20 protein-coding genes are annotated in these 25,571 nt (G+C 45.1%); 9 read left to right on the forward strand and 11 right to left on the reverse strand.

All coding sequences use genetic code 11. The features are described from left to right. Positions 1-1,527, reverse strand: coding sequence for an MDR family MFS transporter (locus tag L6I86_RS16190; protein WP_236288714.1), 1,527 nt, complete (start codon positions 1,525-1,527; stop codon positions 1-3). A 270-nt stretch (positions 1,528-1,797) separates the two neighbouring features. Between L6I86_RS16190 and L6I86_RS16195 the strand changes: the two genes are divergently transcribed. Both L6I86_RS16195 and L6I86_RS16200 read left to right on the forward strand, forming a co-directional pair. Next, positions 1,798-2,700: a LysR family transcriptional regulator gene (locus L6I86_RS16195; RefSeq protein ID WP_056613689.1), complete on the forward strand. Its 903-nt coding sequence runs from the start codon at positions 1,798-1,800 to the stop codon at positions 2,698-2,700. Between the two features lie 23 nt (positions 2,701-2,723). Then, positions 2,724-3,530 (forward strand): histidinol-phosphatase, encoded by an 807-nt coding sequence (locus tag L6I86_RS16200; RefSeq protein WP_236288716.1) that lies wholly within the window; start codon positions 2,724-2,726, stop codon positions 3,528-3,530. 74 nt (positions 3,531-3,604) lie between these two features. Here the strand turns inward: L6I86_RS16200 and L6I86_RS16205 are convergent, their stop codons facing one another. Then, the gene (locus L6I86_RS16205; RefSeq protein WP_236288718.1) at positions 3,605-5,920 is read right to left on the reverse strand and encodes a bifunctional diguanylate cyclase/phosphodiesterase; all 2,316 of its coding nucleotides are present in this window, start codon (positions 5,918-5,920) and stop codon (positions 3,605-3,607) included. A 224-nt stretch (positions 5,921-6,144) separates the two neighbouring features. Here L6I86_RS16205 and L6I86_RS16210 point away from each other — a divergent pair, with 224 nt between their 5' ends. From L6I86_RS16210 to L6I86_RS16235, 6 genes are all read left to right on the forward strand, one after another. Then, complete coding sequence (locus L6I86_RS16210; protein WP_236288720.1) at positions 6,145-7,233, forward strand: ParB/RepB/Spo0J family partition protein; 1,089 nt, start codon at positions 6,145-6,147, stop codon at positions 7,231-7,233. 193 nt (positions 7,234-7,426) lie between these two features. Beyond that, entirely contained in the window at positions 7,427-8,104 is a 678-nt protein-coding gene (locus tag L6I86_RS16215; RefSeq protein WP_236288722.1) for a GntR family transcriptional regulator, read from the forward strand. 30 nt (positions 8,105-8,134) lie between these two features. Further along, complete coding sequence (uxuA, locus tag L6I86_RS16220) at positions 8,135-9,241, forward strand: mannonate dehydratase (protein ID WP_236288725.1); 1,107 nt, start codon at positions 8,135-8,137, stop codon at positions 9,239-9,241. After that, the gene (locus L6I86_RS16225; protein ID WP_236288727.1) at positions 9,225-10,079 is read left to right on the forward strand and encodes an SDR family oxidoreductase; all 855 of its coding nucleotides are present in this window, start codon (positions 9,225-9,227) and stop codon (positions 10,077-10,079) included. Before uxuA ends, L6I86_RS16225 begins: the two co-directional genes overlap by 17 nt. Before the next feature lie 168 nt (positions 10,080-10,247). Next, entirely contained in the window at positions 10,248-10,910 is a 663-nt protein-coding gene (locus L6I86_RS16230) for a transcriptional regulator (protein ID WP_236288729.1), read from the forward strand. Positions 10,911-11,858: 948 nt separating this feature from the next. Further along, complete coding sequence (locus L6I86_RS16235; RefSeq protein ID WP_236288730.1) at positions 11,859-12,008, forward strand: hypothetical protein; 150 nt, start codon at positions 11,859-11,861, stop codon at positions 12,006-12,008. Between the two features lie 471 nt (positions 12,009-12,479). Here L6I86_RS16235 and L6I86_RS16240 read toward each other — a convergent pair whose 3' ends face one another. The 4 genes from L6I86_RS16240 to L6I86_RS16255 all read right to left on the reverse strand — a co-directional run bounded on the left by L6I86_RS16240 (position 12,480) and on the right by L6I86_RS16255 (position 17,696). Then, a complete protein-coding gene (locus tag L6I86_RS16240) occupies positions 12,480-15,755 on the reverse strand; it encodes a response regulator (protein ID WP_236288732.1) in 3,276 nt (1,091 codons plus the stop codon). Between the two features lie 68 nt (positions 15,756-15,823). Beyond that, positions 15,824-16,237 (reverse strand): hypothetical protein, encoded by a 414-nt coding sequence (locus L6I86_RS16245; protein WP_236288734.1) that lies wholly within the window; start codon positions 16,235-16,237, stop codon positions 15,824-15,826. Between the two features lie 136 nt (positions 16,238-16,373). Next, complete coding sequence (locus L6I86_RS16250) at positions 16,374-16,865, reverse strand: CYTH domain-containing protein (RefSeq protein ID WP_236288736.1); 492 nt, start codon at positions 16,863-16,865, stop codon at positions 16,374-16,376. A gap of 18 nt (positions 16,866-16,883) precedes the next feature. Next, positions 16,884-17,696 (reverse strand): helix-turn-helix transcriptional regulator, encoded by an 813-nt coding sequence (locus L6I86_RS16255; RefSeq protein ID WP_056613670.1) that lies wholly within the window; start codon positions 17,694-17,696, stop codon positions 16,884-16,886. A gap of 119 nt (positions 17,697-17,815) precedes the next feature. On the opposite strand from L6I86_RS16255, the gene L6I86_RS16260 reads away from it, so the two are divergent. Continuing rightward, the gene (locus L6I86_RS16260; RefSeq protein ID WP_236288738.1) at positions 17,816-19,522 is read left to right on the forward strand and encodes a glycoside hydrolase family 2 protein; all 1,707 of its coding nucleotides are present in this window, start codon (positions 17,816-17,818) and stop codon (positions 19,520-19,522) included. A 187-nt stretch (positions 19,523-19,709) separates the two neighbouring features. On the opposite strand, the gene L6I86_RS16265 is transcribed toward L6I86_RS16260, so the two are convergent. From L6I86_RS16265 to L6I86_RS16285, 5 genes are all read right to left on the reverse strand, one after another. Then, entirely contained in the window at positions 19,710-20,072 is a 363-nt protein-coding gene (locus tag L6I86_RS16265) for a group I truncated hemoglobin (RefSeq protein WP_420851899.1), read from the reverse strand. A gap of 525 nt (positions 20,073-20,597) precedes the next feature. Further along, positions 20,598-21,794 carry a Ger(x)C family spore germination protein gene (locus L6I86_RS16270; RefSeq protein WP_236288742.1) on the reverse strand — a complete coding sequence of 399 codons (1,197 nt, stop codon included), beginning with the start codon at positions 21,792-21,794 and terminating at the stop codon, positions 20,598-20,600. A 5-nt stretch (positions 21,795-21,799) separates the two neighbouring features. Continuing rightward, positions 21,800-22,897 carry a GerAB/ArcD/ProY family transporter gene (locus L6I86_RS16275; RefSeq protein WP_276574867.1) on the reverse strand — a complete coding sequence of 366 codons (1,098 nt, stop codon included), beginning with the start codon at positions 22,895-22,897 and terminating at the stop codon, positions 21,800-21,802. Between the two features lie 22 nt (positions 22,898-22,919). Beyond that, positions 22,920-24,518, reverse strand: coding sequence for a spore germination protein (locus L6I86_RS16280; RefSeq protein WP_420851900.1), 1,599 nt, complete (start codon positions 24,516-24,518; stop codon positions 22,920-22,922). Between the two features lie 269 nt (positions 24,519-24,787). Further along, positions 24,788-25,552 (reverse strand): hydroxypyruvate isomerase family protein, encoded by a 765-nt coding sequence (locus L6I86_RS16285; protein WP_236288744.1) that lies wholly within the window; start codon positions 25,550-25,552, stop codon positions 24,788-24,790. Positions 25,553-25,571 lie beyond the last annotated feature (19 nt).

A 25,571-nucleotide genomic window follows, 5' to 3' on the forward strand; every position in this document is an offset into this window, starting at 1 on the left:
CTAGTGTCCTACTGGTACATCTCCTTTGACAGGCGCTTTACCAACTTCTAGTTTAGCATTTCCCATCAATAAAATGAACGCGAGACCTAGTATAGCTAAAACAATCGTAGTTTGGAAAACAACGGCAATCGAATCCGCCAACGCGGTTAAGAGCTTATGCAATACCTCTTGGGGTATATTCGCTCTCACTTCAGGTTGGAGCAGCATCCGTGCATCATGGAACTTCTCCGCCATAGCTGGGTCATTCAACGATTTGGTGATGTTGTCTTTCAAAGCATTTACTTGAATACTCCCGAATATCGCTACCCCAATGGCAGAACCAACGGAACGGAAGAAAGCAACCAAGGATGTTACCGTACCCCGGCGACGGAAATCAACTTTATGAAGTGCAGACATCGACGTGATCGGGAAACAAGCGCCGATACCTAGTCCGAGAATAATCATGTAGGTTGTGATAACCCATCTCTCCGAATCAATGGAGATACCGCCAAGCAGCGATGTCGCCAACAGAAGAAGAGCAACGGATACAAGAAGCACATTCCGATAGGAGAATTTACCAATGAAGCGACCGCCTAGTGCACTACTTACGACGACACCAAGCATCATAGGAGTCAATGTCGATCCAGCTGATGTCGCTGAACCTTCGAATACGCCTTGGATAAACAATGGAATGTACGTACCTGCGGAAATGAGAACCGCTCCATAAGCAAAGCTAACTCCCATACTGGACGTAAACAACCGATTTTTGAACAAATCTAGAGGTACAATAGGCTCTGCAGCGTTTTTCTCAATAAGAATAAACCCTGCTAACAGTACGACGAACCCTGCAAATAAACCAATAATTTGCATCGAACCCCAAGTGTATTCTTTCCCGCCAAACTCCAATGCGAACATGAGTGAAACGATTGCTGCCGTTAATACAACTGTACCGCCCCAATCAATCTTAGCCTTACTATGTTCCACGGACTCGTGATAAGAGAAAATAATCATAATCAGAGAAATAATACCTAGAGGTAAATTGATAAAGAAAATCCATTCCCACGTCACATGATCTGTGAAGTAAGCCCCAATAATAGGACCAAGCACACTGGATAATCCGAAAACTGCGCCGAATAAGCCCTGCATTTTCCCCCTTTTCTCAGGAGGAAAAATGTCAAAAATAATAGCAAAAGTAATCGGCATCAACGCTCCGCCGCCAATACCTTGTATCGCACGGTAGATGATCAGCTGCGTCATCGATGTTGCTGTTCCACATAACGCGGATCCAATCATAAAGACGACGATACCGATAATGAAAAATAATTTGCGGCCATACATATCCGAAAGTTTACCGAAGATAGGCATTGCTGCCACATTGGCAATTAGATAGGCCGAGAATACCCAAACAAATTGGCTAAAGCCGCCCAGCTTAGATACAATTGTTGGCATCGCTGTTGATACGATCGTTTGATCTAGAGAAGCCAGCAAGAGTCCAAGCATCAAGGCTACAACCGTCACGGTCGGATTTGATTTACGTGATAAAGACATACGTGGAGTCTCCTTAATCGTTATGTTATATATTACATAAATTATTATATTCAAATTTGAGTAATTTGAAAAGAATAAATTTCAGTTATCCACACTTTGCTTTCATACATCTCTAGCTTGCGCTCTGAGACCCGCTAATATCCCGCCTTGTTGCCTAGTTAGCACTTCCTATCATATAATAAAGTCAGAAAAGGTTTTTATGTCCTTTACAATTCCGATAAATTTTATTTGTACCTTTGATCTTACATCTAACTTGCAGGAGGTAATCTGATGAATATGAACCAGTTAGAAACCCTGCTCACGATTTCTAAGACGATGAGCTTTCGTAAAGCTGGTGAAATTCTAAACTTGACCCAACCTGCCGTTTCCGCGCAAATAAAAAGTCTTGAGGATGAATTCGGTACGATTCTCATTGATCGTAATCAGCCTGTTACTTTAACAGATAGTGGAAAGCTTTTCTTGGAGCATGCGGAAAAAATATTACGGATCACCAGTGACCTGAAACAGCGTCTTTCCGATCTGAGTCAAACCCCTCAAGGTCATATCCATATTGGCACAACGACTTCCATTGCCATGCAGATCTTGCCCAGGGTCCTTTCCTATTTCCAGGATCAATTCCCACTGATTAAAACGACCATTCATTCCATGACCTCTTCTCAGATCATGACATCCGTGGAAAACGGTCATATCGATATTGGGATCACGTATTTGTTTGAGAAGAATCCCGCTTTGGAGACTTCCGTGCTTTACTATGATAATTTTGAACTCATCGTCTCCACGCACCATCCGCTTAGTCGTTTCACACATTTATCTATCGAAAAGCTTAGAAATATTCCGTTTATCATGCTTTCGCCAGAAACTGCAGGTCGACGTTTCGTCGATCAAATCTTCAAATCCTATGATGTCTCGCCTCATATTGTCATGGAGTTGTCTAGCAGTGAGGAAGTGAAGCGCATGGTCGAGTTAAATCTAGGTGTTGCAATCATATCCAAAATGTCTGTTGCTGATGAACTCCGACATGGCTCATTGAAGATGGTAAAAGTGAACGAACTGGATATTACCCATCCGGTAGGCGTAGTATATAAGTCAGGAAGATACTTGAATTCTGCCATGCAACAATTTCTTCGCGATCTCAAAGGAATGCCGGAAACGCAATTTATTGGTTCAGAATAGCTTACTTTTTAGGAGGGCTTGCTGTGAAATTCGATCTACATACGCATCATGAGCGATGCGGACATGCGCAAGATACCATACGTGACTATATTGAGGCAGCCATTGCAGCTGGCCTTCAAGTAATTGGCATCTCAGATCACTCCCCATACTTTGGTAGCTCCGAAGATCGTGCACAACCTGCCATCGCCATGGCAAAAAGCGAATTTCCCCGCTATATAGAGGAAGTACTACACCTCAAACAAGCGTATGCAGGCAAAATTAATGTACTCTTAGGTGTGGAGTCTGATTATTTCCCAGAGCACGTGGAGATTTATAAGCAAGAATATGCAAAGTATCCGTTCGATTACATCATTGGCTCCGTTCATTTATCCGGAGGTGTGAGCATCTTCAATCGCAACAGATGGAAGAAGTTGAACGAAGCTGAGCACGTTGAGCACAAGGAAGAGTATTATCGCCTGATTGCTGATTCCGCTCGATCGGGAATGTTCCAAATTCTTGGACATATCGATGCGATGAAAGGCTTCTACCCTGCCTTTTCCGATATCGCGACACCAAAGGTCGATGAGACTTTGAAAATCATCGGAGAATCCAGTGTGGCGATTGAGATTAATACGTCAGGCAAAACGAAAGATGTTGGCGGCTGGTACCCCTCCCATGAGATTCTAGAGCGTGCGCTGCATTATGGCGTTGAAGTTACTTTTGGTTCTGACGCCCATGTCCCTAGCCGCGTTGCTGATGATTGGGAAGAAGTTCAGAAAACTTTGAAGGAAATTGGCTTCCATCATTGGGTCTATTTCGAAAATAAACAGAAGCAAATTGTCGCGCTGTAGCGAACTTTTTCTTTTTAAATACCAAAGAGGTGCCTAGTGAAGGGGCACCTCTTTGGTATTTATTTATTTATTTATTATATATCATAATTATGAACAGACTTTGCTCCTAAGAATGCCAATTTATCATGCAGCTCTTTATTCAAAATCGCTTGCAACTGTGCGGGTTTCATCGGCTTATAAAAATAATAACCTTGGATGTGATGGCATCCATTCGCCACCAAGAAGTCCGCCTGTTCTTCCGTCTCTACTCCCTCTGCAATCATTTGCAGCTGAAAAGCATTCGCTACAGAAATGATAGCTTTGATCATAGCGCGATCCTTGTCATCGGTTTGAACACCGCGAACAAAGGACTGGTCCAGTTTAATCTTCGTGACTGGGAACCTTTTCAAATAGCTTAAGGATGAATAATGCGTACCGAAATCATCCACGGAAATAGAGATTCCCAATTGGCGAAGTCTATTCAATACACCCATCTGCTTGTCCTGCATCGCTACATTTTCCGTGATTTCCATCTCCAAGTATCGCGCTTCAAGCCCGGTCTCTTCCAGAATCGTAATAACCTTATCCACAAAGCGTTCATCATGCAGCTGTTTGACTGAAATATTAACGGAGATCATCAGCGGTTCATCCGTCTGACGATGCCAAGCGTTCATTTGTCTACAAGCGCCGCGGAGCACCCACTCACCAATTGCATCAATAAGTCCTATTTCCTCCGCTACTGGAATAAAATCGGATGGTGAAATGTAGCCTTTCGTCGTATGATTCCAACGTAACAGTGCTTCAACACCTGTAATTGCCCCCTTCATGCAATCTACCTGGGGTTGATATACAATCTCAAGCTCTTTTCGATCCAACGACTGACGAAGATGATTTTCCATTTCCAGCTTAGAAATTGACAACATCTCCATGTGTTGAGTGAAGAAGCTATAGGAGCTGCCACTTTCTTTTTTAGCCATATACATCGCAATATCCGCATTTTTCAGCAGCGCTTCCCACGTTTCACCGCCATATGGATACTGTACTATGCCAATACTCGCATTTATAAAAAAGGAACGATTCGCCAATATACAAGGGGGTTTTAAGACAGCAATAAGTTGTTCGCAGAAAGCTTGAATTTCCTGCTCGCTAGAGCAATTCTCCAGTAAAATCGCAAATTCATCCCCACCAAATCTAGCAAACGTGTGGAAAACCAAATGAGATTGCTGGACGCGTTGAACAACCTTTTGCAGCATATAGTCTCCCATATGATGCCCATGTGAATCATTGATCATTTTAAAATTATCAAGATCAAAGAAAAGGACGACGAGTGAGGTCCCTCTCACCTGATTGTAAGTAATTTGCTCTTTCAACATCATCTGAAAATGTGCACGGTTATGTATGCCTGTCAGTACATCGTGGTAGGCCATATAGGACAACATTTGTTCCGATTCCTGCATCCGCTTCGTAGACTCCTGTAGTTCCTGCTGCCCTGCAATCAACTCTTCATTCGCCGCTGTCAAGTCCTCATTGGCGACCTGCAGCTCTTGTGTCCGCTCGTTCACAGCTTGACTAAGCCGATCACGTTGTCGAATGATATAGATAATGAAGAATAAACCTAGAAATAAAACGAGCAGTATAGCGCAGCGGATGACGAGCATTTGGTTATTGACCGTTTTTACCGCATTGGCGGGAGGGGTAGCCGCTAGTTCCCATTTCGTATCCTGAAGATCGATCACTGCGATCAAAGGGGACTGAAAGAACGTTGTATTTTCTCCGTAAAATGCTGGCATGCCCGGACTTCGAATGGCCATCCTCGGCTCTTCAGAAGCACCATCTTTGATCCCCGCTTCAATAAGCAACTTATCCATGTTAATGGCAACAGAAACGAAGCCCCAGAAAACGCCATCTTGAAAAAGAGCTTTTCGAGCTACCAAACCCTGCACACCTTGAAGCAACATAAAAGGACCGTCGGTCGTCATTTTTTTCGTTTGCAGTGCTTGATAGACTTGAGTCTGTACATTCTCTCGAGGATCATGCAGGAGATCCCAATTGATAATATCTTCATTCCCTTTCGGGGGATACACAAACTTCATAACCCCATGTGGTGCAATGACAACATTGAAGGCAGACGCTTGTGAACCCGCATATAACGCTTCAATATAAGCATGAACCTCTTGTTCACTTTTGTCTTGCAAATAGCCGGCGCTGACAAAGGCCTCTAGACTTACCATCAAATTGAAATTACGATTAATGACAGACTGTAAGGCAACAGCTTTGGCAGATAATTGAGCAGCCTCCGTACTTTGCAGTTCATTCAAAAGCGATTTTTTATAGGTAGTGAGAACCGATTCAGTTGAGGTAAACAGAAGGACAAAAATGAGGGATAAGAAGAAATACTGCATTCTGTTCATAGGTCTCTCCTCCCAAATTTGACTTGAAGCAGGAACATTATTCGACATCTTTCTCTATTATTTCATCTCCTCTCCCTTACTGGCAATACATTTATTTGCCTGCGGGCTTGTCTATTCCCCCTCTACCAATCCCTTCCAAATCCTTTCTAGCGAATTGGCGTTCCCACACTTCCGTCCTTGATATATAATTAGACTAGATGACCCTGACGAATGGAGACATGAAGATGGACATACATAACATTTCTATGCATCTCATTGATGAGGACACGGACCAGCCCCGCTACCAGTTCGATGAAGAAGCACTGCAAGAATTAATGAAAAGCATTGGGGAAATTGGCTTACTCTCTCCGATCAAAGTGCGTACAACCGCCAACAACCGATATAAGATCATTTATGGAAATCGCAGATATAAAGCTACCAAAATGCTCGGGCTTCCAACCATTTCATGTATCGTGTCCACGGTAACGGATGAGATGGAAATCTATCTTGAGCAGATTGCTGAAAATCTAACACGAGAAGGCTTCTCTCCCATTGAGGAAGCCGAAGCCTTCCATAAGCTTATGCATGATGCGAAATTTAGCTCATCTATTAAATATCTTTCTGGCAAGCTTGGCAAACCTGAAACGTATATCAAAAACAAGTGTGAGCTGCTTAAGTTTGGGAATTCTGTAAAGAAGCTCATCGTAGGCGGCACGGAAATTCGCAAGGACAAGCTTACCGAGGATCAATTGCTGCCGTTGAAGGATCTCCCATTGGAGCATCGTGATCCACTAGCTTTAATCATGGCACGTGATGAAATGCCAGTCAGTGATGTGAAGAAAATTGCTAAGATGTTTAAGGATAAAGACATCTCTGACCGAATCAAGGGGCAGCTGCTCTATAAATCAGGGCCTGAATTAATCGAGACCTGGTCTACCTTCCAGAACAATCGAGCTGAACGGGCGAAGCCAATCGCAGCCAAGGCACCTGCTAAAGCTGAGAAGATTAAAGTTGATGTTCAAGAAGTTGAAGTATCTGCGCAGGGAAAAGAAGTTAACAAAGTGGAGCTATCCGTTGAAGCTAAGCTTCCTGTACCGCAAGCTACTGATACAATTGTAACTGCTGCTGCCGGATCGCTTTTACAAGCTAGACTACAGCAATTACTTCAAACGATTCCCGATCCACCTACTTCTAGCGAGTTGCAGCAGGAGCAAGATGGTATGAATGAGCAACAAAGAGAACAGTTCTCCCAAGACGTCTCGACGTTAGTGGAGCAGTTGGAGAAGCAATTGGAAGCTTGGAGAACGGTTCAAAGCCTAGCTGTCTCTCGTTAAAGTTGACTTACACCGCATGTGATTCGTGTTATTCCTAGTGAGGAAAGCACGGGCTGCATGCGGTGTTTTTATTGTTTGTTCAAATTCATAGGCGTTCCGAATCAAAGAAAGTATACTGCTCATTTCCTACTACCATACTACCATACAAGTATGGTAGTATGGGTTTAGGCTTCATTTTGCAAAGGAGATCCACATGGATTACTTCAAAAAACCTCTGATTAGTTCGACCCGAGATGCTGTTTACCACACGCTAAAGGCTCAAATTCTGAGTTTAAGCCTGCTTCCAGGTGCTACCATTTCGGAGAAAGAAATGTCGGTAAGCTTCAACGTGAGTCGAACGCCTGTTCGAGAAAGCTTCGTGCAATTAGCACAAGAAGGCTTGCTGGATATTTATCCGCAACGCGGTACGGTTGTCTCTCGCATTGATCTGGAGCTGGTGGATGAAGCTCGCTTCATTCGCGAACATCTGGAAAGCGCCGTCATTCGCTTGGCCTGTCACTCATTTCCGGAAGAGTCCCTGCGCTTGCTTCAAATGAATTTAGCCTCACAGAAAGTGTGTATGGATGAACAAGACTTCAAGAAAATGTTTGAGCTTGATGAGGAGTTTCATCGGACGATTTTCGAAGGTTGTCAGAAAATAAACACCTGGGCAGTCATTGGGCAAATTAATGTGCATTTGAATCGCACCCGTATGCTTCGCTTAGCGACTGATCATCATTGGGATGAGCTCTATGCGCAGCATGGACAGATTGTGGAGGCCATCAAAGAGCAACAACCCGATAAGGCAGAGCGATTAATACGCGCGCATCTTCAAGTTGGCATCTCCGATCAGGCATTATTGAAAGAGAAGTTCCCTACGTATTTCAAATAAGTTGACTATATGGGAGGCGAGTGTGCATCTATGAAAATGGTATTCCGCTGGTTTGGAGAGGGCAACGATACGGTCACTCTTAAGCAAATTAAACAAATTCCCGGTGTTGAAGGTATCGTCTGGGCCCTGCATGATCTACCTGCCGGTGAAGAATGGCCGATGGCTAAGATTCAGAAAATCAAAGCCGAGGCTGATCGTGCTGGGCTGCATATGCAGGTCGTGGAGAGCGTCAATATTCATGAGGATATTAAATTAGGACTGCCAAGTCGCGATACGTACATCGCTAATTATAAGAAAACGATCGCAACTTTAGCGCAAGTTGGTGTTAAAGTCATTTGCTACAATTTCATGCCTGTGTTCGATTGGGTACGGACAGATTTACATAAGGAGCTGGAAGACGGCTCGACGGCACTATTTTATGAAAAAAGTAAAATTGCCAACCTCGACCTTGCTGAGCATGTGGGACGGATTAACGCCAACCCCGATTTCAGTATGCCAGGCTGGGAACCCGAACGGCTTGCTCATTTAACGGAGCTATTCGACGCCTATAAGGATGTCACCGAGGAGCACCTCTGGGCAAACCTCAAGTATTTCTTGGATGAAGTTATTCCCGTGGCCGCTGAGCACGGTATTCGAATGGCGATTCACCCGGATGATCCGCCTTGGTCCGTCTTTGGATTGCCAAGATTAATGACGAGCCAAGCGAATATTCGCCGTTTCTTAGCCTTACACGACAGCCCGTATAATGGGCTTACGATGTGCAGCGGTTCACTCGGTGCGAACCCGAGCAATGATATTGTCTCAATTGTGCATGAATTCGCGGATCGGATTCCTTTTGCCCATCTGCGGAATGTTCGTGTATATGAGAATGGTGATTTCGTTGAGACCTCTCATCGCACACAGGATGGCACGGTGGATATGTCAGGCATTGTGCAGGCGTTGCATGCGAACAATTACGGAGGGTTTTGCCGTCCGGATCATGGTCGACATATTTGGGATGAACGTTGCAGACCTGGATACGGGCTTTACGATCGTGCATTAGGGATCATGTATTTATGGGGACTTTGGGACATGCTGTGTCGTCAAAGCGCTACTTTACAAGAAGGAGCTGTCACTGCATATGAGCGGATTAACTAATTTCCCTTCCCTGCAAGGGAAGGTCGTTGTGATTACTGGAGGCGCTGGCGTATTATGCCGCGTGATGGCATTAGAATTAGCTAGACAAGGTGCACGCATTGCCATTCTGAATCGTACGCATGAGAAAGGGTTAGCCGTAGTTCGTGAAATTGAGGCTGCTGGTGGCGTGGCGATTGCTGTTGCTTGCGATGTTACCGTAACTGAAAGCGTAGAGCAAGCTGCGGCATCCGTGACTGAATTGCTGGGTACCTGTGATATTCTCATCAATGGTGCGGGCGGTAACCATGCCAGCGCGAATACGACGAATGAGATTTTCAAAATGGAAGATGTGGCGAATCCGGATGTGCAATCCTTTTATGATCTAAGCATCTCTGGATTCCGCAACGTGCTGGATCTTAATTTCGTGGGCACCTTAATTCCTACGCAAGTGTTCACTAAGCATATGCATGGCAAAACGGGTGCAACCGTGATCAATATCTCATCCATGAGCGCACCTTCGCCCATGACGAAAGTTCCTGCATACAGCGCAGCCAAAGCGGCTATCGATAACTTTACAAAATGGCTAGCTGTTCATTTGGCAGAAAGCGGCATTCGTGTGAATGCCATTGCACCTGGGTTCTTTTTGACAGAGCAGAATGCCAAATTGTTAATGAAAGAGGATGGCAGTCTGACGGACCGCTCTCATAAAATAATTGCTCATACCCCGATGCGCCGCTTCGGCAAGCCGGAGGATTTACTAGGCACGTTGCTGTGGCTGGCTGATTCCGATATGTCCCGCTTCGTTACGGGTACGACGATCCCTGTGGATGGCGGATTCATGGCTTATTCAGGCGTTTAGATTTAGTTAGTGTAGTTATTGTAGTAATTTGAGCCTTTTTCTTTTATACTCATTCTAATAAGGTAGACGGAGTGAAGCACACGCCGTTTCATTGCATAACGCTCAATTTGAGCTATGCGGTGGAACGGTTTTTGTTTGTCTAAAACAAATTGAAGGAGGCTGAGATGGATGTCATTTGAGCAAAAATATAACGAATGGATACAGGCGATGATCGAGCACGCTGGAACTAGTACTGGGACTGTAAATTATCGAAGGCTCGAATTGTTAGAGAAAGGGCTAGGCCACGGAACCCTTGAGTTTTTACGTTGCATTTGGTTTCCTGCCATCGGTAATTTCAATCACTTATTTCCCGAGTGGGAGGTACGCGATTTCAATAATGGCTACCGGTATCTGGATCTTGCCTATATGCCTGGAGGCGCAAAAGGCGGGATCGAAATACAGGGATTTGGATCGCATGCAAGAGATCTTGATGTTAGAAGATTTAAGGATTTATGTATGCGGCATAGCTTGCTAACCCTTGATGGGTGGACTTTTATGCCAATTGCTTATTTGTCCATCAAAGAAGATCCGAAGCAATGCCAACAGCTTATCCTGTCATTCGTCGGAAAGTTCCTTTCAGCTGATGTGTCAGCTGGCTTGGATTGGGCAGAGTCAGAAGTAGTGCGTTTTGCTCGTCGTTTGCTTCGGCCGATTACACCGATGGAAATTGCTGAACATCTTCGGCTCTCTGATCGCCATACAAGGAGGATTTTGCATCAACTCGTTGAGAAGCAAATCTTAATTGTCGTAGGAGGACGGCAGCGATATCGTACTTATCAGTTGAGGCTTTGATTGTTGGGCGGCGGGACGCGGACGCGGGCGCGACGGTACTCGAGCGGGGCGGCTAACGGACACAGGAGACGCTATTTGGCACAATTCGATGCGCCTGAATCGCTAACGGACATAGCGTACGCTATGGATTGGGAATCGGGCTAGAATCGGGGGTTTTGATCGAAATAGCGGCCGTAGTGGCCGTTATCTTAGGAAAGGGGCTGTGTTTGGTTACTTACCGGCTGTGGTGGCCGTTAGCGTGACTGGCTGCTGCTCATGTGCACTCGTGCTGAACAGATGTCCTCGCTCCCCTGTTCAGTTGAAGTTGTGAATGTTGGCGGTGGGGACGGCGGCATGCGAGCGGGCGGGCGGCTATCGGACACAGGAGATGCTATTTGGCACAATTCGATGCGCCTGAATCGCTAACGAACATAGCGTTCGCTATGGATTGAGAATCGGGCTAGAATCGGGGGTTTTGAGCGAAATAGCGGCCGTAGTGGCCGTTAGCTTAGGAAAGGGGCTGTGTTTGGTTAAATAACGGCCGTGGTGGCCGCTATCGTAGGAAAGGGGCTGTGTTTGGTTAAATAACGGCCGTGGTGGCCGCTATCGTAGGAAAGGGGCTGTGTTTGGTTAAATAACGGCCGTGGTGGCCGTTAGCGTGACTGGCTGCTACTCATGTGCACTCGCGCTGAACAGATGTGCTCGCTCATCTGTTCAGTTGAAGTGTGATTGTTGGGGGCGGGGACGGCGGCATGCGGACGGACGGCTAACGGACACAGGAGATGCTATTCGGCACAATTCGATGCTCCAGAATCGCTAACGGACATAGCGTACGCTATGGATTGGGAATCGGGCTAGAATCGGGGGTTTTGGGCGAAATAACAGCCGTAGTGGCCGTTAGCTTAGGAAAGGGGCTGTGTTTGGTTACTTAACTGCTGTGGTGGCCGTTAGCGTGACTGGTTGCTGCTCATGTGCGCTCGCGCTGAACAGATGTCCTCGCTCCCCTGTTCGGTTGAAGTTGTGATTGTTGGCGGTGGGGACGGCGGCATGCGAGCGGGCGGGCGGCTATCGGACACAGGAGATGCTATTTGGCACAATTCGATGCTCCTGAATCGCTAACGGACATAGCGTACGCTATGGATTGAGAATCGGGCTAGAATGAGGGGTTTTGGGCGAAATAGCGGCCGTAGTGGCCGTTAGCTTAGGAAGGGATCTGTGTTTAGCTAAATAACAGCCGTAGGGTCCGTTAGCTTAGGAAAGGGGCTGTGTTTAGCTAATAACAGCCGCAGTGGCCGTTACCTAGGAAGGGGGCTATGATTAGCTAAATAACAGCCGCAGTGGCCGTTAGCGTGACTGGCTGCTACTCATGTGCGTTCGCACTGATCAAATATGCTGGCTCCTCTGTTCAGTTGATACTACGCTCCTCCTAACCGTAGCCCGTTCTGCCTCACCACAGCAACCATTCCTCACTCCCCCGTATTGCTCAACACCAAAAAACCTTAAGTCTATCCTCATCCCTCCCCCTTGCTTACAAGAGGTTTATGATGAGTGTCTACTTAAGGTACTATTTCAGGAATCGTTCAACTCCGCTTACGCTTCATCCGGAATACAAACGATAATACGTTCAATTTCTGCTGCGATCTCGCCAATTTGATCCTCATAATTCTCATTCTGGAGAATCGTTGCTTGGAGCTTCACTGCCCCCGCATGCAGCGCTTCCGCCGATAGGCTGCCAGCTACACCGATTAGCGTATGCGCAGCTCGTTTGGCAGCGACCCAATCCCCTTCACGGTGATTAATCCTTAGCAGATCTGCGAAGTCACTGTAATTTTTCTTGAACAGCTGCAGCATGACGAGAAGAATACTTTCTTTACCCTCCACTCGGGCCAAAGCTCCCTCCCAGTCTATCGCGGCGATACCTTGGTAATACGGGATCTCTTCTCCGCTAACAGGTTGAGGTTCCTTGAAGTTTCGCTCTCGCTCCTTCTTCTTTTCGGGGTCCATCCATTTGTGAATGACTCGAAACAGCAACTTCACATCCAGCGGTTTGCTTATCACATCGTTCATGCCCACTCGGACGTACGCTTCTTGGTCTTGTTTAACCACGTTAGCTGTAAGCCCGATGACCGGTATTTCGCGAAATTTTGGGTTCAAACGCAGAAGTTTGGTCGCCTCTACGCCATCCATAACTGGCATATGGATATCCATGAGGACCAAGGCATATTCGCCTTTTTCCAGCTTGTCGAGCGCTTCTCGACCATTTGTCGCTAACGTGACGCTGTAGCCCCGCTCCTCGAGCAGCTCCATGGCTACTTGTTGATTAATTTCATTGTCCTCAACGAGTAGAATGTGTCCCCATTCCTCCACTGTAGCAGAAGCTTTGGGCATCGATCCTTGCTCAGTCACCCGCGATTCATGCTTAGAATGGAACAAATATTCCAACGTCTGATATAGCTCTAGTCGACTAATCGGTTTAACCAACACGGCATCTGGCCTTATCTCCTCAGGGAGTGTAAGCAGCTCTTCCTTCCCCATAGAGGATGTCAGACAAATTAAGCGCGTTCGATCTCTACGAATCAAAGAGAGGAGAGTATCCCATGTTTCTAGGCCATACATATCATCGCTTTCCATATCCAGGATGAGACAATGGAAGTCATATGCCCCGTCATCTTTCCCGCCTAACCGTTTGAACAACGAATCCCAAGAAGGGACCGTCGTTACGATGAGTGCAAATGATTCTAAGGTATCCTGTAAGCTGTTTCGCATAAGGGGATGATCCTCAACAACCAACACGCTATATGGCTCATTTCCCTCTCCAATATCCCACTCATCAGGATCGTCTTGCTCAATGATTTGAAAAGGTAACGCAAATGTGAAACGGCTCCCGCTTCCCATTATACTTTCTGCTTGGAGCACACCGCCCATTAGCGTGACCAAATGTTGGCTGATCGGTAGTCCCAGACCAGTTCCTCCATACTCACGGCTCGTTGATCCATCCGCCTGAGAGAAAGGCTCAAAAATGTAAGAAAGCCGATCAGCCGAGATACCAATCCCCGAGTCTTCGACACTAAATCGCAGAATCATTTCCTCACTGGATGTCTGTGGCACCAGCTCAATGTGAAGCATCACATAACCTGCACGTGTAAATTTAATGGCATTGCTGCAAAGGTTCAGTAAAACTTGCTTCAACCGAAGTGGATCTCCGAGAAGTCGTCTAGGCAGCTCAGCAGGCGTGCTGAAAATAAGCTCTATGGGTTGGCTCTTCGATAGTACACTGCAAATACTGGAAAGCTCCTTCAACAGCTCGTCCAGATTAAAGCTCGTTCGCTCCACCTCTAATTTACCTGCTTCAACTTTGGAAAAATCCAACACATCATTAATAATACCTAACAACGTATGCGAAGAAGAGGTAATATTGGTCAAATAATCCTTCTGGTGCTCGGAGAGCGGTGTCTTCCCTAACAGTTGAGATAACCCGATAATCCCATTCAATGGCGTTCGAATTTCATGACTCATTTTGGCAATAAAATGACTCTTCGCTTGATTGGCTTGATCAGCTGCATGGCGCATAGACGCTTCAGTAAAATCGTGAATCGTACCCACAATTCCTTTCACTTCACCAGAGGCATGATGATAGGCTGAAAGTGTTACCCGATAGTCTCTTCTTGGCCCATCCAACGAAGGAATCGCGATTTCGAATCTCACATTATCACCACTCGTTAGCACTTCTTGAAAGTGCTGCTCCCAAAGCTCCTGCTCGGATACGGGTAAAAAAGCAGTCATAGGAAGACCCAACATGTCCTCAGCTCTGGTTTGTGATAGATGACATGCCGCTTGATTCACTGACGTAATTTCGCCTTCCGTTGTGAAACCCAGAATGCCCTCCTGCGAGTTCTCTACGAGAATTCGATTCCGCTCTTCACTTTCCTGAATCCGACGTTCTGCCAGGCTCTTCTCCGTAACATCCGTCGCCGAACCTATGACTTCAACCACCTCTGTGCCATCGAAAACAGGCTGTAACGTCGTGAAAATGATTTTTCCACGCACATCCATTTCATAGGCGACTTGATTCCCTCTATAGGCTTCTTCATATTTGGATTGCAGGAATTGCGCAATGTCTTCCGAATACGATGGAATCGCATACACATTCTTGTAGAAAAAGTCACCTGGCTTAATCCCCAGCTGATGCAATAATTGACCATCAATGATTGTATATACCAACGAATTCTGTATTTTTTTGAGCTTAAATGTAAGACCTGGTTGAAAACGAAGAATATCAGAAAGCTCCTGCTGTATCTGCCGTACTTGCCTTTTCAGCTCCTCGGAGCGCAAGAAATAACGAATAAGTCCTGCAACGAACATGCCCGCCCCTAAATGCAAAAGTAAATTCGGAATGACAAGCTCCATAGCAGGAAGCTTATAAATAAGAACCATATCAACGAATAACACGCTGACAGGACATAATACGAGCAGCAACCATTTCTTCCAATAGTCACGGATGTAAGAATGAATAAGTAATCCACCCGCATAAATAATGAAACCTAGCAGCGATACGCGAAATAAAACCGCTGGGTCGATCATCGTCCGGCCAATAATGATGACAACCGTCGTAATAAAACCAGAAATGCCTCCACCAATGAAGGTAGACATCAGAATTGCAATCGCTTTCAAATCTAGAATATGCCGTTCAGTCACATGGACTCCAGTATAAGCAAGCATAACTCCGAAAAGTCCGTGTGTTATGCCTGCCCATATCTGAAATTTCCATTTTGCTGCTTTTTGTAATTTGGGGGAGTAAAAAATTTGAATCGATATAAAAACAAATACGGCAACAAGCGAGAAATTGTTTAATAAGTCTCTCAACATCGTACTCACCCCATCGGATTGCAATCTCGTCCATCTACATCTATTATAGATGTCGAATTATGTAAGGTCTATACGGTTTCATAATCGACTTGTTTAATCGCAGAGAAGACTAAATCAATCATCTCGGCACGAGCTTGATGAATAAAGCCTAATGACGTTTGCTGTAAATTTTCAATGGAAACACATGATGTCAACATAATTTTACTTGAGAACACATACATGGACAATTCGTAAGCAGAAACTACATTTTTGATAACCTCGCTAATGTTCGTTCTTTTATAAGACTCTGGAAGCTCCATGGCATACATCAAATAAAGCGGTTCCTGTCTCGTTTGTGTCATCTGGAACATTTCCTTATACGAATTACTTACTTGTGAGCGCCAAAGAAAACCAAATTTATATTGCGAATCTTCCTCCCACACTTTTTCAAACTGGGCTGTTAACTCGACAAACTGTTGACGATAATAGTGGATTAAATTCATGAATAACCCCTCGCAATCCCTTTAGAAGTTCTTACAATACTTAGATGATACCTAGTAATTGTTGTAAAACTTCTATCTAGACTTTTAGATAAGCATGTTTTTTACTCATACTTCGCTAATGAATCTGGGAGGGGAATTAGCGTTTCTGCAAAGCCACCCACATCGACTTATTACGGAACTCTTCCTCCGAACCAAGTTCTCTGCCGAACCAGCTCGGCGGTACAAACTGCTCCGCAGTCTGCAAATCAGGAAATTCCACTTCAACGACTAGCAGGTCGATTTGTTTATACTCATCGATTTCATAAGTAACCCCATCCGCTTCGAGGGTCGTACGAATCTTCTCTAATGGAATTAATCCTGTGCGCTCTAGCAGCTGTTTATAAATAGGTTCCGTGATGCTGTATTCAACTTCTTCTCGAACCATCCCATGTCCCGACTTGAACGTATGCGTAAAGTGGGATTCTCCTGAACTGTCCACTAGCTGGCGTACGCGAATTTCTTGATCGTCCGAGAAAGCCAAATACGTCTGATAAATATATTGTTTGGACACTTGCGTCAACTCATTATTCGCTAGTTCAGCCGCAGGAAATGCGGTCAATAAATACTTTCTTTCAATTTCGGCACCCATAATTCGGTTAGCCCCTCTCTATTTGTTCATTGTACGAAAACGAACCGGTGAAATCTCGTTCCATACTCGAAACATTTTACCAAAATGAAACTCATCTGCAAATCCACAAGCATCGGCGATCGCCTTCATAGGCTCATCGGTTAGTAAAAGCATCGTCTTCGCCTGCTCATTCCGAATCTGATTTAAATACGCTTTGGGCGAGATGCCCACATGCTTCATAAACATTTTGCGTAATTGCGACACGGATATATGGTAGGTTTTCGCCAGCTCTTCCAGCCGAATCGGCTGATGATAGCAGGTCTCCAGCCACAGCTTCGCTTGCTGAAAAGCTTTCATGTAGGGATCACTAGACGTATCCGTATCCTTCATAAATTGGATTAATCGTGATAAAACATATTGGAATTCCGCTTGGCGTTCGTGCGGGTCCGTTCCTCTCATTGACCATAAGCGAGTAAACTGTGCTTCTAGCCAATCTGACTGCTCTAATGTGTGCGGTTTATAAAAGGGGATCCGCAGTTCCTCCACAGGAACTGGCTTCAGCCAATTGAGATGCTCATATGGGATATCAAAAGCATCGAAAAGGAGCATCCTAATACATAACGGATTGTCCGTAGACGAAGTCATGTTCAGTTTAAATCCGGGCTTCAAATAAAACAAACTCCCAGCTTGTACATGCAGCGGAACTTCATTCATCTCATGGTGAAATTCCCCTTCGCCACTCCGAATCCAATACAGTGAGTGCACGTCTGTCGTATTTCGAATATCTTTCCAGCCAGGATCGGGTGGCTTCTCATACGAAAGCCGATGATGATAAATACGGTGGTTATTCACTGGTTTTGTTCACCAACCCTGTAGCGATTTTGACAAATAGAGATAAGGTTTATCCATTCAAATTGACTCTTCTTCTATGATACGCTTTACGAAACATACATGAAAGGGGCTTAATGCTCGTGATACGTACTTTTCAGCAGCATAACTTACGACCTACTCGAATTTTGGATGGATTATGGGATTTCATCACGGATCCTGACAATAAAGGTGTTTCTGAGGGGTGGGCGTCAACCTTCGCTGCCGGATCAAAAAAGTCCGTCGTCCCTTCTTGTTGGAATAACGAATTAGGTACTTACGATTACATTGGTGCCGCTTGGTATCGCACCTATTTTGATACGCTGCAAGATGCGAATATTCGACTGGTGTTTGAAGGCATTCTTCACCATGCCGATGTGTACGTGGATGGCCAGCATATTGGCTACCATTTTGGCGGGTTTACACAGTTCTCGATGATTCTCCCTCACCTAACAGCAGGCAAGCATGAACTCGTGATTCGCGTTGATAATACCGTTGATTGGCAAACTTTGCCGACGGATATCGCCGACTGGCACTCCTATGGAGGCATCATTCGTTCTGTTGAGCTTCAGGAGCTGCCGGATGTCTACATTGAGTCCATGAAAATTGATTATCAATTGAAGGACGATACAGCTGATGTTCAGCTGCAAATTCAAGTCAGTTCATTAAGCCAAGAAGACTGTCAGCTTGAGGTAAGTGCTAGTACGGAAGGACTTTCCCTCTCCGCTGGCCCTGTCACGATTGCAGCAGGTCAAACCACTAACCTCTCCCTAAGCGGAAGTTTGGCGAATATTAAGCGTTGGGATGTCGGTCAACCCGCGCTCTATACCTTTACTGTCCAAGCTGGTGACGATGATCTTATTGATCGGACTGGCTTCCGTACGGTTGAAGTTCAGGGCAGCAACATTCTGTTAAATGGTAAAAAGCTGTACCTCCAAGGCGTGAATCGCCATGAAGAGCACCCTGAATGGGGATTTGCTTTCCCACCGAAGCTGATGCTGAAAGATTTGGACATTTTGACCGAATTGGGCTGTAATATCGTTCGTGGCTCCCATTATCCGCAAAGCCAGTTCTGGATTGATCTGCTTGATGAGCACGGGATGCTTCTCTGGAGTGAAATCCCAATGTGGGGTTGTTACATGAGCAAGAAAACTTTGGCAAGCCCGATCTTCATAGAGCGCGGCGTTAATATGCTCGGTGAAATGATCAGCCGCGACTACCATCATCCTTCCATTATTTTCTGGGGAGCACACAACGAAATCGATACACGTACTCAGGAAGCGCTAGAGCTTACGAAAGCTTTTGTGGGCAAAATCCGCAGCATGGACGCAAGCAGGCTCGTCACTTATGCTACTATGCAACCTGTGGAAGATATCGTATTATCCTACTTTGATGTCATCGGGATTAACAAATATTACGGCTGGTATGAAGGCAGTGTGGATGGATTTAGTACTATGCTGCAGGACTACTTCATCAATGCGGAGAAACAAGGCGCTGCTGGCAAGCCTGTCATCATGAGCGAGTTCGGCGCGGCGGGGATTTTTGGCGATGCTGGCTGGGAGCCACGCCTATTCAGTGAAGACTACCAAGCGGATGTCGTTACGCGCGCCTTGAAAATCTTCCGCGACGACCCTCGTATCGTCGGGACGCTCATTTGGCACTTCGCCGACATTCGCGTCGATGTGCGAAGCGACCGACCTAACTTCCGCGATCGCGCGCGGAGCTTCAATAATAAAGGATTGCTGAGCGAGTATCGCAAGCCGAAATTGGCCTATCGCTTAGTGAAGGAGATTTATCGCTCGGAACGGTAAGGCAGTAAAGAGAAAGGGACTCAGCCTGTGTGGCTGGGTCCCTTTTTTTTGTAAATATAATGACCTCGTGTACGTATACGGTCAAAGATGCAAATACACACTTATTTTCGGGGAACACATTAACTCGCAAAAAAAGAATCCCCCGCCACATAAATAGCCATTGGGGAACCCTCCTTTTTAACAACATTCATTTATGTAAAATATCGTCCTTCAACGTCGACACCTTCGCCAACACTTGATTGATCTCGTCTGCCCCCACGCCGAAATGAGCAAGCGCATCATGAAGATGAGTCGCTATCGCTTTGAAATGCTCTTCCTGCAAATTCATCCCTGCATGCGCCTTGGCCATAGATGCCCCCGTATACTGATTCGGTCCCCCTAACGCAAAACTAAAAAATTTTGCCTGATGCTTCCGTTGCTTCTCCATATCCGTGTTGTTAAAAAAGTGTTTGACGGTCTCATCCGCCAAAACCAGCTCATAGAAGTAGTCCACCACTGCCGTGATCGCCCCTTCCCCGCCAAGCTTATCGTATAACGTTGTTTCACTCACCATGTTTCCTCCTTCAGTACTTTACCTAGATACGTAGTTAGATTATCCTGCATATAGGGAAATTATTGCTCATTCCTGAACTACGCCCATGTCCAGCACACAGTCAATGGCTAAAATGGCCTCCGACTTCTCTTTTTCTTGCCCTCATTTTCAAACATCCTAAGCCAGGGCGCATACTTACGTCCTTCTCGGATGGCACCGATTATCTTCGAGTCATTAAATGTATATCATCAGTCTTTTTGCTCCAAAACAAAAAAAAGGAACCTAGCAAACAGCGCCAAGTCAAAACTGACAAACTTCAAAGAATCTTACTACTCTAGAAGTCCAATAAATGGCTTGAAGACGATCATCATAAACTTATTAGGACCTGGTGTATTAGGCAGATCCAACATGGACAACAGCCATACGATGAGGAGCACTGAAAAAAATGCCGCCTTTTCTTTTTTTGGCTTTTGTTTTAGTTTCGGCCATTCCAACCAAGTAATCAGCAACACAGCTAACGTGACACAAATGAAAAAACTCCTACTAATTTTCCTTCACCCCATCTTTGGGCATGCCCCCCGGTGCGTTGACGAGCCCTGGTCTGTGAATATGAGCTTTAACATCAGTCTTCACTTCAACCTTGGGGAATATCTCATCCCAATTGTCTTTCGCTTTTCCCCATTCGTTGGGGTACTTCCTGTGAAATTCCTTTGCAAAGTTGAAAATGTCTACCTGCAATCGGCCCTGAACCTCATGAAGTGCTAACTGGATTCGTTCTTTCACGATATTTTCAAACGCCTTGTCCAGCGCGTTTACAACATCTGGATCCATTGGATTCACCCGAGAACTGTTCTGAACGATCGTACCTTCCGTACGTACCTTAACAGTCATTGACCATGTATCGCCCTCAATTTTGGGTAACAATTTTACACTCGCAATAACCGGATTTAAGGACACTAAGCCATCCTCTTCGTCAATCTTGAAGGTAATTGTGTAATCCTTGATTTCATTAATGATCCACATCACGCCACGTGTTACCTTTTCCGAGATTTCCCCAACCATCTTGTCTTTTTTGAAAACAGCGGTTCCCATTATGTATGGAATGGTTTGAAATGGTGCTGAAGATTTGCTTAGTGGAAGAATTTTAACCAATGGAATAGAAGCTGATTGGGAATCCCCCTTTAACATCATGCTCAGTTGCTCCATGGTTACTTTGATACCAATCTGCAACTCGGCTAACTTGCGTACAACTTCCGCCGAAGTGCGTTCAATTGGCGGAAACAATTCAAGCGCATCCGCTGCTTTTCCATCGCTGACAAGCAGGTAAGCATGCTCTCTGGGATTGGGATGTCTAACCATAAAGTCAAAATGTTCATGAATGCCTGCCCTCGCCAATGTATCGCTGAAAATAAATATTTTACATTGTCCCCAAAATAGTTTTCTGGGAACTACCCGCTGAAGCTTGGATAAAGCATCTGCGATATTGAGTCCTTTTGCAGATCGTATAATGGTGTGTTTCGTTGCTCCGCCGCCACCACCACCACCTACTCCCATCATTCCGGCACTACTTTGGCTTTGTGGAACGAGGATTTGAGCGGTCACTTGAATTTGGTTGTCCTCTGATTTGTCCAAGGCTAAGGCTGAAATTAGCGCCAAATCATTGAGTTCCGTACGGTCCCAGCAACCACTAAGCAAGCATAAAGACAGGATTAATAGGGATACCTTCCTACATATTTTCATCTTGTCTACGTTCCTTCACTTGTCGTTTTCCTTTTGCGCAGAACGGCTAAAGTAAGCAGAAGAAGCGGGATGAGCATATAGAAAAGAGATAAAAAAAGTGGAGAAATAACCTTAAGAATGAACCCCAAATAAGAAAAACTCGCTATATCCCAAAAACTAAATACGAGAATAAACAGCCCCATGGGAAAGACAAATGGACGGTATTCTGACAACTTCAAACTTTGTGCGATAGAAAGAACCGCTATATAGTAAAATACGCTGATTTTAATGAAATTTCCGACGACCCACATCGCCAATAGCAGAGATTCCAAATTTTCAAAGAAGTTAGCGACGCTGATATAACGGATTGCGATCAGAATAGGATAAATTTTATTTTCTGTGTCCGAACCAAGTAAAAATAATGAAATCAAGTCGACAAATATCATAGTTACAACTATGACACAAAGTGATATGACACTCCATTTCCTAGATTTTTTTAAATCAGTTAATAAAGGAAGAAAATAAGATATCAGGAATAATTCGCTAAACCATGCCTGTGGTACTATCGCCCCCTTAATTACTGGGATAATCCCATGTTCCATTACGGGGAGCACATTTCTCATATCCATTTCGGGGATAAGCAGCAGAAGAATGGAAAGTGGTAAAATAAAGATAGGTGTAAAAATCACAGCACTTCTTGCTAGTATTTCCACACCGCCGCGAACAGCGAAAGCCGCAAGCAATAGGATAGAGAAGATGATTATCAGGATCGGTGTTTTGAACAGGAAACAAGACTTGACAAATTCTGCATATTGTCTTGCAATCAACCCCGTCGAATACGCATTAACAAGTACATATACCAAACTCAGGACATAACCAGGTATGTTCCCAATTATGTGTTTACTGTACTGGTTCACAGTTTCCTTGGGGTATAGCTCGTGTAACTTCATTGCAACATAAATAGCGATGAAGCCGCTCAAGGATGCGATGACTGGCGTCATCCACAGATCATTATGTGCTTTTTCGGAAGTAATCATCGGCAAAGCAAGAAAACCTGTCGCTAACACAGTCGGATACATCATAATACCCAACTGGAAAGCAGATATTTTCCCTTTCTCCAGCATCTAAGTTTCACCACTCCTTCCATTACGTATCATTTCCCTGTTCAGGACCTGGTTGTTGCCCAGTCCCCTGCCTAAACTTGTTGTAATACCCTGTAAGGCGCGGACGCGTATCCATCTTCCACCAAGGAGCCCTGATCAAAATGTCTTTCCATTCACTCGGATTTGGAGTAGCTAGAGAAGACAGGTAAGGAACGCCGAAAGAACGCAAGCTGCACATATGAAGAACGATAGCGATGAGCCCCAACATAATACCGAGAAGTCCCAACGTCCCGGCAAGTATTATTAATGGAAAACGCAGCATTCGAATCGCAATTCCGGAGACATAGCGCGGAACCATAAAAGACGCAATGCCAGTAATAGCAACTACAATGACCATCGGGGCAGAGACAAGACCGGCTTGTACTGCCGCTTGGCCAATGACGAGTGCTCCGACAATGCTGACGGCAGCGCCTACTTGTTTGGGCAATCTCACTCCCGCTTCACGGAGCGCTTCAAAGGTAACTTCCATCAACATCGCTTCGATTAATGCTGGAAAAGGCACTGCTTCACGTGCACTCGCCATGCTGATCAGTAAAGAGCTCGGAACCATCTCTTGATGAAAAGTAAGAAGAGCGACATAGATCGATGGAAGCATGAGAGAAACCAACATAAAACAATAACGAAGCCAGCGAATTAAGGTGGAGATGACATAACGCTGATAATAATCTTCCGCCGACTGAAATAGGGAAAATAGGGTAGTGGGGGCGATTAATACAAACGGAGTTCCCTCAATAAGAATCGCTACCCTTCCTTCCAGCAGACTGCCGCAGGTCACATCTGGGCGTTCCGTACTTAGCAACTGAGGAAAAGGGGAATAAGGAGCATCCTCAATCAGTTCCTCAATATATCCACTCTCCAGTATCCCGTCTATCTGAATGCGCTTCAGTCGATTCCTGACTTCTTCCACTAACGTTGCATCCACGAGACCTGTAATATATGCAATTACAACGTTCGTTTGGGTGTAGTCGCCGATTTTCATCGCTTCCATTTTGAGTTGAGGACTCTTGATGATTCTACGTATTTGCGATGTTGTGACTCTCAACGTTTCAGTAAAACCCTCCCGTGGTCCTCTAATCCCCACTTCGGCGACAGGTTCTTCAATGCTGCGCTTCTCCCATTTGCACAAACCCAATGCAAGAGCGCTTGCTTCATTGTCACAGAGCAGAATCGGATTTCCATTTGAAAGATACTCGACACACTTCGTAAACGTATTGACTGTATTCACCTGAGAAACAGAAATGTTTTGCTCGATAAACTGACTTATATCCATGTTTTGCTCTAAATCTTCCCGTAACAGTGGCACAATCACGTAGTCTTCTATTCCAGCTTCATCAGATAACCCTTCTATATATATTAAAACTGCTTTTTTTCTTCCTGCAATTAACATCGTACGATAAATAACGTCTGAACAATTGTCATAAATGGAGCGGAGCAGTTCTTCATTTTTTTGTAAATCCGGATAAAGTTTTTGTTGTTGCATTTCATTGGCAGGCTGCTGTGGCTGTGGCTGAACTAGATTCTGTGTCGTCGGCTTTGTTGACATTTTTTTAAAAAGCTTGTTGATCAAGTTGTGTTCCCTCATTGGGATAAATCCCCTTCAACATATTCGTTTACTTGTAGAGTGACCAAAACTTCCTTTTTTATGTAATAACAATTTCTTGCCGATTTGAACTCATTAGAAAACAAAAAAAGGGACCTAGCCAACGGGGCCAGGTCCAAAGTTTATATTAAAAAAGGGGGTCTTGTTTATTATAATACCCTTTCTATGTTAGAGGACTGTAACAGGAATGTTCCAATTGTGTTACAAATGTTTCGCGTTTTCACACCTGACAGCCGCGCTCCCTATTTTTCTCACTTCAGCAGCTTTCGAAGCCCAACCTGCGGTGCCTCCAAAGGGAAATATTCCAGCCCCATATGCCCCTCAAAACCTGTCTCATCAATGGCTTTGAAAATCTGTTCGTAATTGAGCTCACCATTGTCGAGTTCATGTCTACCAGGGTTACCTGCCGCATGGAAATGGCCGATCAATCCGATATTCGCTCGAATGTTAGCAATCACATTTCCTTCCGTGATTTGTTGATGGTAGATATCGAACAAGACCTTCACGTAAGGGCTGCCTACTTGGTTGATGATATGGAAAGCTTCTTCCGATGAAGCCAAGAAATACCCTTGATGATTAACACGCGTATTCAGCGGTTCAATCAGCAGCGTTACGCCCTCTTTTTCCAAAATAGGTACACACGCCCGCAGCCCCTCAATCAGAGATTGCGTCTGAGCTTCTCGCGGCACGCCTTCGAGTGCTTGTCCTACTTGCGAAATGAGCTTGGTGCAATTCAAGCGCTTCGCGACGGCGATCGATTCAACGAGTCCTTCGAGATAGACACTACGCTGTGTTGGATCAACCAAACTCGAGAACTTCGTGCAGAATGTTGAAATCGAAATTCCCGCTTCAGCCACAGCATCCGCGACAACGTCAATATCCTTTTGCCACCAAGACCAGAACTCAATTGTATCGTAACCGATCTCCTTCAGTTCATTCACACTTTCCCTAAAATCACGCCCTTTATAGAGCGCATCCATACAAACGGAGAGCTTCATCCCAATCCCTCTTTCCATTCTAATCTTTCTCCATTGT

The sequence above is a fragment of the Paenibacillus allorhizoplanae genome, from assembly GCF_927798215.1.
GTDB lineage: Bacteria > Bacillota > Bacilli > Paenibacillales > NBRC-103111 > Paenibacillus_E > Paenibacillus_E allorhizoplanae.

What these genes read in the sequence shown, in the direction of transcription:
- L6I86_RS16190 (WP_236288714.1), bottom strand. Translation starts at nt 1,527, where the DNA reads ATGTCTTTATCACGTAAATCAAATCCGACCGTGACGGTTGTAGCCTTG.
- L6I86_RS16195 (WP_056613689.1), top strand. Translation starts at nt 1,798, where the DNA reads ATGAATATGAACCAGTTAGAAACCCTGCTCACGATTTCTAAGACGATG.
- L6I86_RS16205 (WP_236288718.1), bottom strand. Translation starts at nt 5,920, where the DNA reads ATGAACAGAATGCAGTATTTCTTCTTATCCCTCATTTTTGTCCTTCTG.
- L6I86_RS16210 (WP_236288720.1), top strand. Translation starts at nt 6,145, where the DNA reads ATGGACATACATAACATTTCTATGCATCTCATTGATGAGGACACGGAC.
- L6I86_RS16215 (WP_236288722.1), top strand. Translation starts at nt 7,427, where the DNA reads ATGGATTACTTCAAAAAACCTCTGATTAGTTCGACCCGAGATGCTGTT.
- uxuA (WP_236288725.1), top strand. Translation starts at nt 8,135, where the DNA reads ATGAAAATGGTATTCCGCTGGTTTGGAGAGGGCAACGATACGGTCACT.
- L6I86_RS16225 (WP_236288727.1), top strand. Translation starts at nt 9,225, where the DNA reads ATGAGCGGATTAACTAATTTCCCTTCCCTGCAAGGGAAGGTCGTTGTG.
- L6I86_RS16230 (WP_236288729.1), top strand. Translation starts at nt 10,248, where the DNA reads ATGTCATTTGAGCAAAAATATAACGAATGGATACAGGCGATGATCGAG.
- L6I86_RS16235 (WP_236288730.1), top strand. Translation starts at nt 11,859, where the DNA reads ATGTGCGCTCGCGCTGAACAGATGTCCTCGCTCCCCTGTTCGGTTGAA.
- L6I86_RS16240 (WP_236288732.1), bottom strand. Translation starts at nt 15,755, where the DNA reads ATGTTGAGAGACTTATTAAACAATTTCTCGCTTGTTGCCGTATTTGTT.
- L6I86_RS16245 (WP_236288734.1), bottom strand. Translation starts at nt 16,237, where the DNA reads ATGAATTTAATCCACTATTATCGTCAACAGTTTGTCGAGTTAACAGCC.
- L6I86_RS16250 (WP_236288736.1), bottom strand. Translation starts at nt 16,865, where the DNA reads ATGGGTGCCGAAATTGAAAGAAAGTATTTATTGACCGCATTTCCTGCG.
- L6I86_RS16270 (WP_236288742.1), bottom strand. Translation starts at nt 21,794, where the DNA reads ATGAAAATATGTAGGAAGGTATCCCTATTAATCCTGTCTTTATGCTTG.
- L6I86_RS16275 (WP_276574867.1), bottom strand. Translation starts at nt 22,897, where the DNA reads ATGCTGGAGAAAGGGAAAATATCTGCTTTCCAGTTGGGTATTATGATG.
- L6I86_RS16280 (WP_420851900.1), bottom strand. Translation starts at nt 24,518, where the DNA reads ATGAGGGAACACAACTTGATCAACAAGCTTTTTAAAAAAATGTCAACA.
- L6I86_RS16285 (WP_236288744.1), bottom strand. Translation starts at nt 25,552, where the DNA reads ATGGAAAGAGGGATTGGGATGAAGCTCTCCGTTTGTATGGATGCGCTC.